The organism is Streptomyces sp. SGAir0957, assembly GCF_043523415.1.
The window spans coordinates 2,363,212-2,379,598 of the sequence record NZ_CP027293.1 but is presented as its reverse complement, the minus strand read 5'-3'; the positions used below and the strand labels follow the sequence as shown (position 1 = coordinate 2,379,598).

Genomic DNA, 16,387 nt, shown 5'->3' with positions numbered 1-16,387 from the left:
CCCCTGACCCCGCGCGTCGTCCGACCGGTGAGCGCCGGTGAGCGCCTGTGCGGCCCACCGCCTCCTCCGACGACGTGTCCCGTGAGCAACACCGAAAGAGACACGGACACACCTCATGCGCATCCTCGGAATCAACGCACTGTTCCACGACCCCGCCGCCGCCCTCGTCATCGACGGGCACACCGTCGCCGCCGCGGAGGAGGAGCGGTTCTCGCGGCGCAAGCACGGCAAGCGGCCGTTGCCGTTCTCCGCCTGGGAGTTGCCCGAGAAGGCCGCCGCCTGGTGTCTGAGCCGGGCCGGACTGCGCCCCGAGGACCTGGACGCCGTCGCGTACTCCTATGATCCTCAACTCGCCCGGCCTGCCGACGTGCTGGGGCTCGACGACCCCTGGGACCATCTCCGGCAGACGTACGCCCGTGAGGCGCCGAACTTCCTCAAGGCGGCGCTGCCCGGACTCGACCCCGGCATCGTCCGCTTCGTACCGCACCACATGGCGCACGCCGCCTCCAGTGCCTTCGCCGCGCCCGACGCCGAGGACTCCTCCGTGCTCGTGCTCGACGGGCGGGGCGAGCGGGCCTCGCACCTCGCCGCGCGCCGCGTCCGCGACACGCTGGAGCCGCTGTACGCGCAGGACCTCCCGCACTCCCTCGGCCTGGTCTACGAGGAGCTGACCGAGCACCTCGGATTCCTGCGCTCCTCCGACGAGTTCAAGGTGATGGCGCTCGCCTCCCACGGCACCCCGCGCATGCTGGAGGAGCTGCGCCGCCACGTGTATCCGACCGGGGACGGCGGGTTCCGGGCCAGTGCGGTGCCGTGGCACGAGCTGTGCCCGCCGCGCGGCGCCGACGAGCCGTGGACCCAGGACCACGCGGACGTGGCGGCGAGCGCCCAGGCCGTCCTCGAGGAGACGATCCTCGATCTCGCACGGTGGCTGCACGGAAAGACCCATCACAGTGTGCTGACGCTTGCCGGGGGCGTCGCCCTGAACTGCGTCGCCAACTCCCGTATCGCCAGGGAGGGTCCGTTCTCCCGCGTGTGGGTGCAGCCCGCGGCGGGGGATGCGGGGACCGCCCTCGGCGGGGCGCTTCTCCTGACCGCCGGGGAAGGGATCCAGCCGGAACCCATGGCCGGGGCCGACCTGGGCCGCGACTGGTCCGACGCCGAACTCGGCGCCTGGCTGAAGACGGCCGCCGTCTCCTTCGAACGGCCGCCGGACATCGCCGAGACCGTCGCCCGGGCCCTCGCCGACAACCGGATCGTCGCCTGGTTCCAGGGCCGCTCCGAGTACGGGCCCCGGGCGCTCGGGCACCGCTCCCTCATGGCCCACCCCGGCCACGCCGGCAACCTGGAACGGCTCAACGACGTGAAGGGGCGCGAGCAGTTCAGGCCCGTCGCCCCGATGGTGCTCGCCGAGCGCGCCCCCGCGATCTTCGACGGGCCGATGCCGAGCCCGTACATGCTTTTCGTGCACGACGTGGCCGAACCCTGGCGGGACCGGATCCCGGCCGTCGTCCATGTCGACGGCACGGCGCGGATCCAGACCGTCGACCGGGGTCAGGAGCCGCTCGTCGCCCGCATGCTGGAGCACTTCGAGCGGTTCACCGGGTTGCCCGTCGTCGTCAACACCAGCCTGAACACGGCCGGCCGGCCCATGGTCGACGATCCGCGTGACGCCCTGGAGTGCTTCGGCTCCTCGCCGGTCGACCTCCTTGCCATCGGCCCGTACGCGATCCGGCGCCAGGACCTCTTCGGGGGCGCAGAGGCGGAGGCGCTGTGATGGCCGGGTACGACGCCGACGACTCCCCGACCACGTACGCGGTCGTGATCCCCACTCTCGGGCGGCCCAGTCTGGAGACGACCCTGCGCGCGCTCGCCGGGGCCGCCGGGCCGAAGCCGGACCGGCTCGTCCTCGTCGACGACCGGCCGCCTGCGCAGGCCGCGTCGCCGCTGCCGGTGGAGGTTCCCGAACCGCTCACCTCCCGCACCACCGTGATCAGCGGCGGCGGGCACGGGCCCGCCGCCGCCCGCAACGCCGGGTGGCGGGCGGCCGGGGACGCGCCCTGGATCGTCTTCCTCGACGACGACGTCGTACCGGGGCCCACCTGGTGCGACGACCTCGCGCTCGACCTCGCCGCCGCGACCTCCGGCGAAGGCGCCGTCACCGCCCGCATCGACGTGCCGCTCCCCGCCGACCGGCGGCCGACGGACTGGGAACGCAGCACGGCAGGGCTCGCGACCGCCCAGTGGATCACCGCCGACATGGCGTACCGCCGCGCGGCCCTCGCGGAGGCGGGAGGGTTCGACGAACGGTTCCGGCGCGCGTTCCGCGAGGACGCGGATCTCGCGCTGCGGGTGATCGGGCTCGGCTGGACGGTCGCCGAGGGCACCCGCTCCACGACGCATCCGGTACGGCCAGCGAGCCGCTGGATCTCCGTGCGGCTCCAGGCGGGCAACGCCGACGACGTCCTCATGACGCGGCTGCACGGCCGAGACTGGTGGGGCCGCGCCGCCGCCCCGCGCGGACGCCTGCCGCGCCACGCGGGGCTGACGGCGGCGGCCACCGGGGCCCTGCTGTGCGCGGCGGCCCGCAAACCCGTCGCCGCCGCGGCCTGCGCCGCGCTGTGGCTGGCCGGCACCGCCGAGTTCGCCCTGGCCCGTATCGCTCCGGGCCCCCGCAGCCGCGACGAAGTGACGGCGATGGCCGTGACCAGCGTGCTCATCCCGCCCGCCGCCACCTGGCACTGGCTACGGGGTCAGCTGCTGCACCGCGACGTGACCCCGGCGGCCCGCTACGGGCAGGGCCCCGGCTCCGACGCCGCGTCCTGCGCGCCGCCGGTACCGGGCGACGAGGAACGGGTGCGGCCGTGACCAGAGACCCGATCGGCCCCGGACCCTGGCTGTTCGACGGCCCGCGCCCCGCGCCGCGCGGGGCCTCTAGGGCCCCCTCGGCCTCCTGCCCGGCCCCTCCCCGCGCCGTCCTCTTCGACCGGGACGGGACGCTCGTCGAGGACGTCCCCTACAACGGGGACCCGGCGCGCGTACGCCTCATGCCCACCGCGCGCGCCGCCGTCGAGGCGGCACGGGCGGCCGGTGTCCCCGTCGGCGTCGTGAGCAACCAGTCGGGCGTCGCGCGCGGGCTCCTGACATGCCATCAGGTCGACGCGGTGCGGCGGCGCGTGGACGCGCTCCTCGGCCCGTTCGCCGTCTGGGCCGTGTGCCCGCACGGCCCGGACGACGGCTGCGCCTGCCGCAAACCGCGGCCAGGGCTCGTACTCGCCGCCTGCGAACGCCTCGGCGTCCCGCCCGGCCGCGCCGTCGTCATCGGCGACATCGGCGCGGACGTGGCGGCGGCCCGCGCGGCGGGCGCCCGCGGCGTACTGGTCCCCACGCCGGTCACCCGCGCCGAGGAGACCGACGCGGCCCCGGCCGTCGCGCCCGACCTGCTGAGCGCGGTCCGGCTCGCGCTGGGCCGCACGGCTCCGGTGGGCTCCGGGGCCCCGGCCGAGGGGGTGGAGCGGTGGTGACCAAGCCCCGCACCCTCGTCGTCCGCCTCGACAGCGCCGGTGACGTGCTGCTCGCCGGGCCCGCCGTGCGCGCCGTCGCCGCCGGGTCCTCGTACACCGCCCTGCTGTGCGGGCCGCAAGGGGCCGACGCGGGGCTGCTGCTGCCCGGTGTCGACGACGTCCTCGTGCACGACGCCCCCTGGGTCGGGCTGGCGCCGGCGCCCGTGTCGCGGGCGGCGACGCGGGAGATCGTCGACGCGGTCGCGGCGGGGCGGTTCGACCGGGCCCTCGTCCTGGTCTCCTTCCACCAGAGCCCGCTGCCCGTCGCCCTGCTGCTGAAGCTCGCCGGGATCGGATGGATCGGCGCCGACTGCGAGGACTACCCCGGCGCCCTCCTCGACCTGCGCCATCACCGCAGGGAGCGGCGCCACGAGGCGACGGCCGCCCTCGACCTCGCCCGCGCCGCCGGATGCGCGCTCCCCGACGGGGACGACGGCGCGCTGCGCGTGACGACACCCCCCGACACCACCGCGCTCACCGGGCCCGGCCCCTACGTCGTGCTGCACCCCGGCGCCGCCGTCCCCGCCCGCGCCTGGAGCCCCGGACGGGCCGCCCGCGCCGCCGCCGCGCTCGCCGCCGACGGGCACCGGGTCGTCGTCACCGGCGGACCGGGGGAGCGGGAGCTGACCGCGAAGGTCGCCGGACGCCACGCCCTCGACCTCGGCGGCGCCACCGACCTGCGCCACCTGGCGGGCGTACTCGCCGGGGCACGGGCCGCCGTGGTCGGCAACACCGGGCCCGGCCATCTCGCCGCCGCCGTCGGGACACCCGTCGCGTGTCTCTTCGCGCCGGTGGTGCCCGCCGAGCGCTGGGGACCCTACGGCGTCCCGCACGTCCTGCTCGGCGACCAGCGCGCCCCGTGCGCGGACAGCCGCGCGCGCCACTGCCCCCTGCCGGGCCACCCCTGTCTCGACGGGGTCGGTGACGCGGAGGTGCTGAAGGCCGTGGCGGCGCTCGCCGACGGCGTCCCCTGCCGGACAACGGAACGAGGAGCGACCGTATGAACATCCTGTTGTGGCACGTGCACGGGTCCTGGACGACCGCGTTCGTCCAAGGGCCGCACACCTACCTCGTTCCCGTGACACCGGACCGCGGTCCGGACGGGCTCGGGCGGGCCGAGACATTCTCCTGGCCCGCGTCGGTGCGCGAGGTCACGCCCGAACAACTGCGGGACGAGGAGGTGGACCTGGTGCTGCTCCAGCGGCCGCACGAGATCGACCTCGCCGAGCGCTGGCTGGGCGGTCGCCGCCCCGGACGCGACGTGCCCGCCGTCTACCTGGAGCACAACACGCCCGACGGCGACGTACCCGACACCCGGCACCCCTGCGCGGACCGCGCCGACCTGACGCTCGTCCACGTCACCCACTTCAACCGGCTGTTCTGGGAGTGCGGCACCACCCGTACGGAGGTGATCGAGCACGGCATCGTCGACCCCGGCCACCTGTACACCGGGCGGATCGCCCGCGCCGCCGTCGTCGTCAACGAACCGGTGCGGCGCGGCCGTTACACCGGCACCGACCTGCTGCCCGCCCTCAGCGAAGCGGCCCCGCTCGACGTGTTCGGCATGCGCACCGACGGGCTCGCCGCACACCTGGGCCTCACCGAGGAGCGGTGCCGCACCGCCGACCTGCCGCAGAGCGAGCTGCACGCGGCCCTCGCCGAGCGCCGTCTGTACCTCCACCCGGTGCGCTGGACCTCGCTCGGCCTCTCGCTGCTCGAAGCGATGCACCTGGGGATGCCCGTCGTGGCGCTCGCCACCACGGAAGCGGTGGAGGCGGTACCGGCCGGCACGGGCACGCTCTCCACCCGCCCCGAGGTCCTCGCCCGCGCCGCCCGCCACTATCTGGAAGAACCGGAGGCGGCGGCCGCCGACGGCGCCCGCGCCCGGCAGGCCGCCCTCGAACGGTACGGACTCAAGCGCTTCCTCGCCGACTGGGAGCGCGTGCTCACGGAGGCGTGCTCATGACCCCGTTCCCCGGCCCCGTCCCCTTCGACAGCGGCTCGTTCGGAGCGTCGCCCGCCGCGAGCGGGGCGCTGTCCATCGCCCTCGTCTCCGAGCACGCGAGCCCCCTCGCCGCGCTCGGCGGCGTCGACGCCGGCGGCCAGAACGTGCACGTCGCCGCCCTCGCGGGCGCCCTCGCCGACCGCGGCCACCGGGTCACCGTCTACACCCGCCGCGACGCGCGCGACCTCCCCGAGGAGACGTCGCTGCGCGCCGGGGTACGCGTCCACCACGTGCCCGCAGGGCCGCCCGAACAGATACCCAAGGACGAACTCCTGCCCCACATGGACGAGTTCGGCCGCTACCTGACCCGCGTCTGGCGCGACCGGCCCCCCGACGTGGTGCACGCACACTTCTGGATGTCCGGGCTCGCCGCCCTGCGCGCCACCCGGCGGCTCGGCCTCCCGCTGCTGCACACGTACCACGCGCTCGGCACCGTGAAGCGGCGCCACCAGCGGCACGCCGACCCCAGCCCGCCCCAGCGCATCGCCCTGGAGACCGAGGTCGGGCTCGGCTGCGAACGGATCATCGCCACCTGCCGCGACGAGGTCGCCGAACTGGTCCGCATGGGCATCCCGGCCGGCAAGATCGGCATCGTGCCCTGCGGCGTCGACACCGACCTGTTCAGCCCGCGCGGACCCGTCGCCCGCCGCGGCACCCAGCGCCACCTGCTGCTCCAGCTGGGGCGGCTCGTGCCCCGCAAGGGCGCGGCGGTGTCGGTCGCCGCGCTCGCCCGGCTGCCCGAGACGGAGCTGATCGTCGTCGGCGGGCCGCCCGCCGAGCGGCTCGGCCACGACCCCGAGGTCCGCCGCCTGCGCGCCCTCGCCCGCCGGGCCGGGGTCGCCGACCGGGTCCGCTTCACGGGCGGCGTGCCCAGCGCCGACGTGCCGTCGCTGCTGCGCGCCGCCGACGTGGTGGTGTGCCCCGCCGACTACGAACCGTTCGGCATCGTGCCGCTGGAGGCCATGGCCTGCGGCAGGCCCGTCGTCGCCAGCGCCGTCGGCGGACAGCTCGACACGGTCGCCGACCCGGCGACCGGCCGCCTCGTCCCGCCCCGCGACCCCGAGGCGCTCGCCCGCGCCGTCGCCGCGCTCCTCGCCGACCCCGTGGCCCGCGAGGCCAGCGGCGCGGCGGGCCGCCGCAGGACCCTGCGGCGCTTCGGCTGGGACCGGGTGGCCGCCGCCACGGAGGCGGCGTACTGCGATGTCCTCGACGCCCTGCCGGTGGTCAGCGGGGTGGGGGCGGTGTGAGCCGGTGACCCCGGGGCGCCCCGCCCCGGCCCCCGTCCGATCTGATCGCCCCCTCGCCCTCTCGAAGGAGGTGCGGGCCCGCCGACGCCCCCGGGCGCGGTACGCCCGACCCGATATGAGCGAATCCCCCGCACTCGACGCCGCCCACACCCACTGCCGGTCGCTGGAGCAGGCCCTCGGCCGGCTGCGGCGGGAGAGCCTCGGCCGGATCGCGGAGTGGGGCGGCCGGCTCGCCGCCGCGCTGCCCGCGGGCAGCCGCCTCCTCGCCGCGGGCAACGGCGGCAGCGCCGCGCAGGCGCAGCACCTGACCGCGGAGCTGGTGGGCCGCTACCGGCACGAGCGCCCCGCGTACTCGGCGATCTCGCTGCACGCCGAGACCTCCGCGATGACCGCGATCGGCAACGACTACGGCTTCGACCACGTCTTCGCCCGGCAGGTCACCGCGCACGGCAGGCCCGGCGACATCCTGCTGCTGCTCTCCACGTCGGGCCGCAGCGCCAACCTGATCACCGCGGCCGTCGCGGGCCGGGCCGCCGGACTGCGCGTCTGGGCGCTCACCGGGGCGGGCCCGAACCCCCTCGGCGAGGCCGCCGACGAGGCGCTCCACATCGACGGCGACACCACGGCCACCGTGCAGGAGACCCACCTCGTCGCCGTCCACCTGCTGTGCGAGGCCTTCGACGCCGCGCTCACCGGTTCCGTCGCGGCCACCGCCCGCAGGGCCGCGCCCCGCGTGGTCCCCGTCCCCGGGACCCTGTCGTGACGCCCCCGAAGCCGCTCGTCGTCGTCGGGGACGTCCTGCTCGACGAGGACATCGAGGGCGTCGCCACCCGCCTCGCCCCGGACGCCCCCGCCCCCGTCGTCGACGTCACCGCCGACCGGCGCCACCCCGGCGGCGCGGGCCTCGCCGCCGCGCTCGCCGCCCGCGGCGGACGCGAGGTGGTGCTCGTCACCGCGCTCGGCGACGACGACGCCAGCGAGGCCGTACGCCGCGCACTCGCGGGCCGCGTCCGCCTCGTGGAGCTGCCCCTCGACGGCACCCTGCCCGTGAAGACCCGGGTCCTCGCGGCCGGCCGGCCCCTGGTGCGCATCGACCGGGGCGGCGGCACCCCGGGCGCCCCCGACGCCGCCGTGCGCGACGCGCTCGACGTGGCCCACGCCGTCCTCGTCGCCGACTACGGGCGCGGCACGGCGAGCGCCGTACGGGACCACCTCGCGGCGGTCGCCGCCCGGACCCCGCTGGTCTGGGACCCGCACCCCAAGGGCGACGCCCCCGTGCCCGGCGCGCGGCTCGTCACCCCGAACGCGGCGGAGAGCCGCGCCCTGTGCCCCGGCGGCGACGAGACCCTCGCCGCGTACGCCGCGCGCGGCACCGAACTCGCCGCCCGCTGGCAGGCCGCCGGTGTCGCGGTGACCCTCGGCGAGCGCGGAGTCCTCCTGACCCGCCCCGGCTCCGGCACGCCGATGCTCGTACCGCCGCCGTACCGCGCGTCCGGCGATCCGTGCGGCGCAGGGGACTGCTTCGCCGCGACGACGGCCGCCGCCCTCGCCGACGGCGCGCTGCCCGAGGAGGCGCTGCAAAGGGCCGTCGCGGAGGCCGCCGCGTTCGTGTCGGCGGGCGGCGCGGGCAACCCGGAGCTGTGGCGTTCGGCGCCCGTGCCCCGCGCCGAGGAGACGCCGGTGACCGACGCCTTCGCCCTCGCCGAACGGGTGCGGGCGCGCGGCGGCACGGTCGTCGCCACCGGCGGCTGCTTCGACCTCCTGCACGCGGGCCACGTCGGTCTCCTGGAGAGCGCCCGGCGGATCGGCGACTGCCTGATCGTGTGCCTCAACTCCGACGCCTCACTGGCCCGCCGCAAGGGCCCGGGGCGCCCCCTCAACCAGGAGGCGGACCGGGTCCGCGTCCTGGAAGCGCTGGGCAGCGTCGACGCCGTCGCCGTCTTCGAGGAGGACACCCCGCAGAAACTCCTCGCGCGGCTGCGGCCCGACGTCTGGGTCAAGGGCGGCGACTACTCCGTCCAGGATCTGCCGGAAGCCCGCACCCTGCGGTCCTGGGGCGGCCAGGCCGTCGTCCTGCCCTACCTCGACGGCCGCTCCACCACCCAACTGGCCCGCCGCGCGGCGGCCGCCACGGTGCCGCCGGGGGCGGCGTCATGAGGACGGCGCGGGCCGGCCGGGACGGGCTCGCGCACCGGCCCCCCGACCACCCCCGCATCCTCGTCCTGCGCGCCCTCGGGCTCGGGGATCTGCTGGTCGTCGTGCCGGCGTTGCGTGCGCTGCGGCGGCGGTGGCCGGGGCACGAGATCGTGCTCGCGGCACCCGCGCGGCTGGCCGCCCCCGCCGCCGCGACGGGGCTCGTGGACCGGCTGCTGCCCACCTCGGCCACCGGCCGCGCGGTCCCCGCCGAACTGCCCTGGAGCGGGCCGCCGCCCGAACTCGCCGTGGACCTGCACGGCAACGGGCCGCCCAGCCACCTCCTGCTCCAGCGCCTGCGCCCCCGGCGGCTCTTCGCGTACGCCCACCCCGGAACCCCCGGCATTGAGGGGCCCGTCTGGCGGGACGACGAGCACGAGCGGGAGCGGTGGTGCCGCCTGCTGTCCTGGTACGGAATCGACGCGGACCCGGCGGATCTGCGGATTCCGCCGCCCGTCACGCCGTCCCCCGCGCCCGGCGCGGTCGTCGTGCACCCCGGCGCGGACGCCGCCGCCCGCCGCTGGCCGCCGGACCGGTTCGCGGCCGTGGCCGCCGCGCTGCACGCCGACGGGCACGAGGTCGTCGTGACGGCGGGGGCGGGGGAGGAGGCGCTCGCGCGGGGTGTCGCGGCGGCGGCCGGGCTGCCGGACGGCGCCGTCCTGGGCGGCGCGGCGGACGTGCCGTTCGACCGGCTGGCGGCGCTCGTCGCGCGCGCCCGCTGCGTGATCGTCGGCGACACCGGTCTCGCCCACCTCGCGACCGCGCTCGCCGCGCCCTCGGCCGTCCTGTTCGGGCCCGTCGCCCCGCGCCTGTGGGGACCACCGCCGGACCCGCGCCACCACGTGCTGTGGCACCCCGGCCCCGACGACGCGCCACGCCCCGGCGACGCCCACGGCGACCGCCCGGACGCCCGTCTCCTGCGCATCACGCCCGCCGAGGTCGTCGACGCCGTACGCGGTCTGCCGGTGCGACAGACCCAGCCGACCAAGACGAGGACGGGGACGAGGACTTCTTAGGCGGCCGTGCCCATCGCGGGCCGCACCGCCGCCTCGTGCTCCTCCGCGCGCAGGGCGACCGGCGCGGTGACCCGGCGCCTGCGCAGCAGGTGGCCCGCCGCGACCGAGACCGCGATGATCAGGCCGCCGGAGACCAGGGCGCCCCGGGCCCCGGCCACCTCCATGAGCAGACCGAGCGCGGGCGGGCCCGCGAGGCCCCAGGCGGTGCTGATGCTGCCCCACACGCCGAGGACGCGGCCCCGCAGGTGCGCGGGCGGGTCCGTCTGCAGGACGGTCGTGCCCGCGGTGTCCGAGACGGTCTCCACGACCGCCATCGGCAGGACGAGGACCAGCAGGACGGCGAAGGAGGGGGAGAACCCCGCCACCGCCTGCAGCAGGCCGCCCGCGGCGGCCAGCGTGCCCACGAGCCGCACCGAGGGGCGCCGCAGCCGCGCGCCGAGGACCGCGCCGAGGATGCCGCCGACGGCGAGGACGGTCGAGACCGTGCCGAACGATCCGGCGCCCCCGGCGAGCGGCCCCGTGACCAGCACGGCGAGGGTCAGGCTGTAGTTCCGGCCGAAGATCGCGCTGATGCCGGTGACACCGGCGAGGGCCACGAGCCGGGGCCGCCGCAGGAAGAACATCAAGCCCTGCCGCACGGTCATGTCCTGCCCGTCCGGTTCCGCGTCGCGGCCCTTCCTCGGAGCGGACACGGCGGCGCGCACCGCCCCGTACGCGGGGCGCAGGAACGGGATCACCGCGGTGACGAAGAGGAACGACACCCCGTTGGCGGCGTACGCGGCGGCCGTGCCGAGGAACCCGACGGTGACGCCGCCGAGCGCCGCACCGGCGAGCCGGCCCGCGCTGTGGACGAGGGAGCCCACCCCGATGGCGGAGGGCACGTCCTGCGGCGGCACGAGGTCGTTGCCGAGCAGCGCGCACGCGGGCCCGTCGACCGTGGCGACGACGCCGGTGACGGCGGCCAGCACCATGAGCAGGGTCAGATCCAGCCGCCCGGTCGCCACGAGCGCGGCCGTCGTGAAGGCGATCGCGCCGAGCAGGGCCTGGCTGACGGCGGCGGTCAGCTTGCGGGGCAGCCGGTCGACGGCCGCGCCGCCCGCCACGCTCATAAGGAGCGCGGGCGCCGCCTGCACCGACATGGACAGGCCGGTCGCGGCGGCGGACCCGGTGATCTGCAGGACCAGCAGGTTCTGCACGGTCAGCTGCATCCACGTACCGGCGTTGGACACGAAGTTGGCCACCGACCACCAGCGCATGCTGCGGTACTTCAGGGACCGCCACGGGGAGGTGCCGGACGGCGCGGCGACGGCGCGCGGGAAGCGCGGGAGACGCGGGAGACGCGACAAGGGAGAAAAAGACACAGGAGCACTCGGGAGACGAGAGGAGACGAGGGGACGAGTCGCGGAGGACTCGGGGAGGGGCGTGCGCCGTGTGCTCGGGGGGCATCACGTGCGGCTCGTCTTTGCGCGGCGGCGGATGCTCGGGAGCACGGCGATGACCATGGTGGCAGACGCACGAGAAGCGCTTCTGGACGGCTCGGGCCCGAGCGGCCCGCAGGGGCCTCCGAACATCCTCAACCAGCCTCCCTGGCAACGGATTTCGCGCTTCTGGTGTGCTTGCTCACACGCTCCCGAAGCGGCTCTCGCCGCCCCTCCCCGCGCCGTATTCCGTGAACGCCGTCACAGCCGCCGACCCCCTCCCGCGGCCCCGCGCCCGACATGCCGTGCGGCGCACCCCGCGTCACAGTGGGAGAGAGAGCGGTCACGGAGCGTGCGCCGCGGTGAGCGGCGCGACGAAAGGCACACAGTCATGGGCGACGCAGCACGGGTCGACCTCCGCGGCAAACAGGCCCTCGTGACCGGCGCGGCCCGGGGCCTGGGCGCCTCGATCGCCCGGCGCCTGGCCGGGGCCGGAGCGGCCGTCCTCGTCGCCGACGTACGGGCGGATCTGGCCCGGGCGCTCTGCGACGAGCTGAGCGGCCAGGGGCAGGACGCCCGGTTCGTGGAGATGGACGTACGGGACCCGGCGGCGGTCGCCGCCGTCTTCACGGGCCTGGAGGAGGCGGGGCGCCATGTCGACATCCTCGTCAACAACGCCGCCGTCGACGTCTCCAAGCCCATCGAGCACCTGACGGCCGACGAGGTGACGCGGGTCATCGGGACCAATCTCCTCGGGCCCATGTACCTGTGTCTGGAGACCTACCGCCGCATGATCGCCCGGGGCGGCGGCCACATCGTCAACATCCTGTCCACCGCCGCCAACCGGACCTGGACCGAGGCGGGGCCGTACGCGGCGGGCAAGTCGGGGCTGCGCGCCTTCACCCACACGCTGTTCCAGGAGGCGCAGCGCGACTGCGTGGGCATCGGGGTCACCGGCATCATCGCGGGCGGCATGGAGACCCCGTTCATCCTGGAGCGCTTCCCGGACGCCGACGTCAGCATGTTGCAGAGCCCCGACATCGTCGCCGACACCGTCCTGTACGCGCTGTCGGTCCCGGCGGGCAGTGTGGTGGGCGAGCTGGTCGTCGTGCCGCGCAGGGAACCGTCCTGGCCCTGATCCGCCTGTCCTCACACCGGCCTCCCCGGAAGGAAGGGTGAGCCATGACGACGCCCGCACTGTTCTCCCTGGCACCGGTCGCCCCGCCGCCCTGGAGCAGGGCCCTGGTGACGGCGGGCACCGGTTTCCTCGGCTCCCACCTGTGCGAGCGGCTGCTCGACGCGGGCGTCGAGGTCGACTGCCTGGCCGGCCCGGCCGCCCTGAGCGGCGACGTCGCGCACCTGGTGGACGGCCCCGGCTTCCGGCTCCTGGAGCACGACCTCGCGCGGTCCGACCGCCCCGCCTCCCCCGCCGGGCCCTACGACCTCGTGCTGCACGTCCCGCCTCCCGGCGCCGACGCGGTGGGCACCCGGACCGCCCTCGCCCTCGCGGAGCGCGACGACGCGCGGTTCCTGCTCGTCTCCCCCTGCGCCCCGCACGCCCCCGAGCGGCTCGCCGAGGCGCTGACCACCGCCCACGCGGCCGACAAGGGGGCCGACGCGGGCATCGTGCGCGCCTTCCCCGCCTACGGCCCGCGCATGGGCCCGCGCGACGGCGGCGGACTGATCCCCGCGCTGATCCGGCAGGCCCTGGCCGGCGGACCCGTGACCGTCCCGGGCGACGGCACCGCCACCCCCTCGCTCTGCTACGTGGACGACCTCGTCGACGGCGTCCTCCTGGTCGCCGCCAGCCGCTCCGTGCGCCCGGTCGACATCGGCGGCGACCCCGGGGCGAGCGTCGAGCGGATCGCCCGCCGGGTGATCGAGCTGACCGGCTCCCGCGCACGCCTGGAGTTCGGCGGCCCGCCCGCCGACGACCCCGAACCGCCCCGCCCCGAGACGGGCTTCGCGCACGAGCTGTACGGCTGGACGCCCAGGATCCTCTGGGAGGACGGGCTCAAGCGCACCCTCGCCGCCTTCCAGGACCGAGGGGACCGAGGGGACCGGGTGGGCCGGGTGGGCCTGGGGGAGGACGGGCCGTGAAGGCGCTCGTCGTGTGCCTCGACGGCATGACCGGGGTCCTCCTGTCCGGCCCCGCGGTCCGCGCCGTCGCCGCGGGGGCCGACCACGTGACCCTCCTGTGCGGCCCGCGCGGCGAGGCCGCCGCCGCACTGCTGCCCGGCGTCGACGACGTCCTGGTCTGGGACGCGCCGTGGGAGGGCGCCCGCCCGCCGACCGTCGACGAGGCCGACGTCGACGGGCTGCTGCGCCGCCTGCGGGACGCGGCGTACGACGTCGCGCTCGTCCTGCCCGTCTCCGCGCGCGGCCCCCTGCCGATCGCGCTCCTGCTGCGCATGGCCCGCGTGCACCGCATCGGGGCCGAGGGCGCCGACCACCCCGCCACCCTCGTCGACGTAGGCCATCCGCGCCTGCCCGGACGCCATGACGCCGAGGCGGGGCTCGACCTCGCCGCCGCCCTGGGCTTCGCCCCGAGGGCCGGGGACGACGGCCGCCCGCGCGTCCTCCCGGCCCCCGACACGAGCGGCCTGACCGGCAATGGCCCCTACGTCGTCCTGCACCCGGGCGCCGGTGCGCCGGAGCGCCGCTGGGACGCCGGGCGCGCGGCCGAGACGGTGGCGCTGCTCGCCGACGCCGGACACCGGGTCGTCGTCACCGGCGGGCCCGAGGAGAGCGGGCTGTGCCACGCGGCGGGCGGCGGCACGGCCGTCGACCTCGGCGGCCGCACCGACCTGCGGACCCTGGCCGGGGTGGTGCGCGCGGCCGACGTCGTCGTCGCGGGCGACACCGGCCCCGCCCACCTCGCCGCGGCGACCGGCACCCCGGTCGTCTCCGTCTGCTCCCCGGACCTGCCGGCCGAGCGCCGGGGCCCCTACGGCGTACCGTCCGTCGTCCTCGGGGACCCGGGCGAGGCCACGGCGCGGGACGTGCTGCGCGCGGTGCAGAAGCTGCACATGGGCGGTGCGGCGTGAGCGCGGCGGGCCCGCCGCGCACCACCGTCGCGGTGATCACGCGCAACCGCCGGGCGAGCCTCGTGCGCGCCCTGGACGAGCTGGCGGCGCTGCCGGAGCGGCCGCCCGTCATCGTCGTGGACAACGGCTCCACCGACGCCACCGTCGAGGCGGTCCGCGCCCATCACGGGGGCGCGCGCGTGGTCGTGGCCGGGCGCAACACCGGGGCCCTCGGCCGCAACCTCGCCGTCCGCCACGCCACCACGCCGTACGTGGCCTTCAGCGACGACGACTCCTGGTGGGCGCCGGGTGCCCTGGACAGCGCCGCGGACCTCTTCGACGCGCACCCGCGCCTCGGCCTGCTGGCCGCCCGCACCCTCGTCGGCCCCGACAGGACCGAGGACCCGCTGAACCATGTGCTCGCCGGCTCACCGCTGCCCGCCGCCGACGATCTGCCCGGCCGCCCCGTCCTCGGGTTCCTCGCCTGCGCGGCGGTCACGAGACGCCGGGCCTTCCTCGACGCGGGCGGCTACCACCGGGTGCTGTTCTTCGGCGGCGAGGAGACCCTGCTCGCCTACGATCTCGCGGCGTGCGGCTGGGGCGTGACCTACGACCCGTCGGTGACGGCCCACCACCACCCCGACCCCGGCGGGCGGCCCGGCCGCACCGTGGTCCAGCGGCGCAACGCCCTGCTCACCGCCTGGCTCCGGCGGCCCCTGACGGTGGCCCTGCGCGGTACCGCACAGCTCGCCTCGGCGGCCGCGCGGGGCGAGCGGGACGCCGCGGGCGCGCTGCGGGGGGTGCTGGCCCGGCTCCCCGCCGCGCTGCGGGACCGCAGCCCGCTGCCCGCCCGGGTCGAGCACGCGGCCCGGCTCCTGGACCGGCCCGTGTCCGGCGTGCGAGGGCGGCGGTGACGACCGGCGCGGCGGGGCCCGACCCCCGTACGGCCGTCGTCGTGATCACCCAGGACCGCCGCCCGGAGCTGCTCCGCACTCTGCGCGTCCTGCGCGCGCTCCCCGAACGGCCGCACGTGGTCGTCACCGACAACGGGTCGCGCGACGGCACGGCGGAGGCGGTCGCCCGGCTCTTCCCCGAGGTCGAACTGGTGCGCCCCGGCCGGAATCTGGGCGCCGTCGGCCGCAATCTGGCCGTCCGCCGGGTCCGGGCGCCCTACGTGGCGTTCTGCGACGACGACACCTGGTGGGACCCCGGCTCGCTGCGGCACGCCGCGGACCTCCTTGACGCGCACCAGGACCTGGCCGCCGTCACGGCCCGGATCGTCGTCGAGCCGTCGGGCAAGGAGGACCCCGTGGTCGCGGAGTTGCGCGACTCGCCCCTGACCGGGCCCGCCTGGCTGCCGGGGCCCGCGCTCGGCTCGTTCCTCGCCGCCGCCACGGTGATCCGCGTCGACGCCTTCCTGGCCGCGGGCGGCTTCCACCCCGGCCTGTTCCTCGGCGGCGAGGAGGAGCTCCTGGCCACCGACCTCCTCACCCGGGGCCACTGGCTGGCCTACGTACCCGAGCTGACGATCCATCACGCCGCCTCACCCGTCCGCGACAGCACCCGGCGGCGCGTCCTCGGCATCCGCAACACCCTGTGGTTCACCTGGCTGCGCCGCCCCTGGCCCGCGGCCCTGCGCCGTACGGGGCACCTGGCGCGCACCGTGCCGCGTGACGCGGCGTCGGCGCGGGCCTTCGCCGAGGCGCTCGCGGGACTGCCCTGGGTGCTCCGGCAGCGGGCGCCCGTCCCCGCGCACATCGAGGCGCGGCTCGTCGCCCTGGAGGAGGCGCGCCGCCATTCGACGGCCCGTCGCTACGTCGGCTGACAGGCGCGCCCGAGAGCCGTTTGCCCGAGCAAAAATGGGCATAGCTTAATAAAACCGAATGAACCGTACCTAACAGAACAGTACCTAACCGAAC

At 76.8% G+C, this 16,387-nt stretch carries 15 protein-coding genes; 14 read left to right on the top strand and 1 reads right to left on the bottom strand.

The features are described 5' to 3' along the window. Positions 1 to 115: 115 nt before the first annotated feature. From C1N81_RS15570 to C1N81_RS15530, 9 genes are all read left to right on the top strand, one after another. Positions 116 to 1,777 carry a carbamoyltransferase family protein gene (locus tag C1N81_RS15570; RefSeq protein ID WP_394429501.1) on the top strand — a complete coding sequence of 554 codons (1,662 nt, stop codon included), beginning with the start codon at positions 116 to 118 and terminating at the stop codon, positions 1,775 to 1,777. Further along, positions 1,777 to 2,868: a glycosyltransferase family 2 protein gene (locus C1N81_RS15565; RefSeq protein WP_394429499.1), complete on the top strand. Its 1,092-nt coding sequence runs from the start codon at positions 1,777 to 1,779 to the stop codon at positions 2,866 to 2,868. Before C1N81_RS15570 ends, C1N81_RS15565 begins: the two co-directional genes overlap by 1 nt. Beyond that, complete coding sequence (locus C1N81_RS15560; protein ID WP_394429497.1) at positions 2,865 to 3,524, top strand: HAD-IIIA family hydrolase; 660 nt, start codon at positions 2,865 to 2,867, stop codon at positions 3,522 to 3,524. The genes C1N81_RS15565 and C1N81_RS15560 overlap by 4 nt, the downstream gene beginning before the upstream one ends. After that, positions 3,521 to 4,567: a glycosyltransferase family 9 protein gene (locus C1N81_RS15555; protein ID WP_394429495.1), complete on the top strand. Its 1,047-nt coding sequence runs from the start codon at positions 3,521 to 3,523 to the stop codon at positions 4,565 to 4,567. Before C1N81_RS15560 ends, C1N81_RS15555 begins: the two co-directional genes overlap by 4 nt. Beyond that, a complete protein-coding gene (locus C1N81_RS15550; protein WP_394429494.1) occupies positions 4,564 to 5,529 on the top strand; it encodes a glycosyltransferase in 966 nt (321 codons plus the stop codon). Before C1N81_RS15555 ends, C1N81_RS15550 begins: the two co-directional genes overlap by 4 nt. Next, complete coding sequence (locus C1N81_RS15545; RefSeq protein ID WP_394429492.1) at positions 5,526 to 6,815, top strand: glycosyltransferase; 1,290 nt, start codon at positions 5,526 to 5,528, stop codon at positions 6,813 to 6,815. Before C1N81_RS15550 ends, C1N81_RS15545 begins: the two co-directional genes overlap by 4 nt. 115 nt (positions 6,816 to 6,930) lie before the next feature. Then, entirely contained in the window at positions 6,931 to 7,578 is a 648-nt protein-coding gene (locus C1N81_RS15540; protein WP_394429490.1) for a D-sedoheptulose-7-phosphate isomerase, read from the top strand. Then, positions 7,575 to 8,972 carry a D-glycero-beta-D-manno-heptose 1-phosphate adenylyltransferase gene (gene rfaE2 / locus C1N81_RS15535; RefSeq protein WP_394429489.1) on the top strand — a complete coding sequence of 466 codons (1,398 nt, stop codon included), beginning with the start codon at positions 7,575 to 7,577 and terminating at the stop codon, positions 8,970 to 8,972. The genes C1N81_RS15540 and rfaE2 overlap by 4 nt, the downstream gene beginning before the upstream one ends. Then, the gene (locus tag C1N81_RS15530; RefSeq protein ID WP_394429487.1) at positions 8,969 to 10,024 is read left to right on the top strand and encodes a glycosyltransferase family 9 protein; all 1,056 of its coding nucleotides are present in this window, start codon (positions 8,969 to 8,971) and stop codon (positions 10,022 to 10,024) included. The genes rfaE2 and C1N81_RS15530 overlap by 4 nt, the downstream gene beginning before the upstream one ends. On the opposite strand, the gene C1N81_RS15525 is transcribed toward C1N81_RS15530, so the two are convergent. After that, positions 10,021 to 11,280, bottom strand: coding sequence for an MFS transporter (locus C1N81_RS15525; protein WP_394437977.1), 1,260 nt, complete (start codon positions 11,278 to 11,280; stop codon positions 10,021 to 10,023). The two genes, C1N81_RS15530 and C1N81_RS15525, sit on opposite strands and share 4 nt — an antisense overlap. Positions 11,281 to 11,833: 553 nt before the next feature. Between C1N81_RS15525 and C1N81_RS15520 the strand changes: the two genes are divergently transcribed. The 5 genes from C1N81_RS15520 to C1N81_RS15500 are packed head-to-tail and all read left to right on the top strand — an operon-like array spanning position 11,834 to position 16,293. Further along, positions 11,834 to 12,580: an SDR family oxidoreductase gene (locus C1N81_RS15520; protein ID WP_394429485.1), complete on the top strand. Its 747-nt coding sequence runs from the start codon at positions 11,834 to 11,836 to the stop codon at positions 12,578 to 12,580. 44 nt (positions 12,581 to 12,624) lie between these two features. After that, entirely contained in the window at positions 12,625 to 13,542 is a 918-nt protein-coding gene (locus C1N81_RS15515) for an NAD-dependent epimerase/dehydratase family protein (protein ID WP_394429483.1), read from the top strand. Beyond that, positions 13,539 to 14,489, top strand: a complete 951-nt coding sequence (locus C1N81_RS15510; protein ID WP_394429481.1) for a glycosyltransferase family 9 protein — start codon at positions 13,539 to 13,541, stop codon at positions 14,487 to 14,489. The genes C1N81_RS15515 and C1N81_RS15510 overlap by 4 nt, the downstream gene beginning before the upstream one ends. Next, the gene (locus tag C1N81_RS15505) at positions 14,486 to 15,382 is read left to right on the top strand and encodes a glycosyltransferase family 2 protein (protein WP_394429480.1); all 897 of its coding nucleotides are present in this window, start codon (positions 14,486 to 14,488) and stop codon (positions 15,380 to 15,382) included. Before C1N81_RS15510 ends, C1N81_RS15505 begins: the two co-directional genes overlap by 4 nt. Further along, positions 15,379 to 16,293, top strand: a complete 915-nt coding sequence (locus tag C1N81_RS15500; protein ID WP_394429478.1) for a glycosyltransferase family 2 protein — start codon at positions 15,379 to 15,381, stop codon at positions 16,291 to 16,293. The genes C1N81_RS15505 and C1N81_RS15500 overlap by 4 nt, the downstream gene beginning before the upstream one ends. Positions 16,294 to 16,387: the final 94 nt, after the last annotated feature.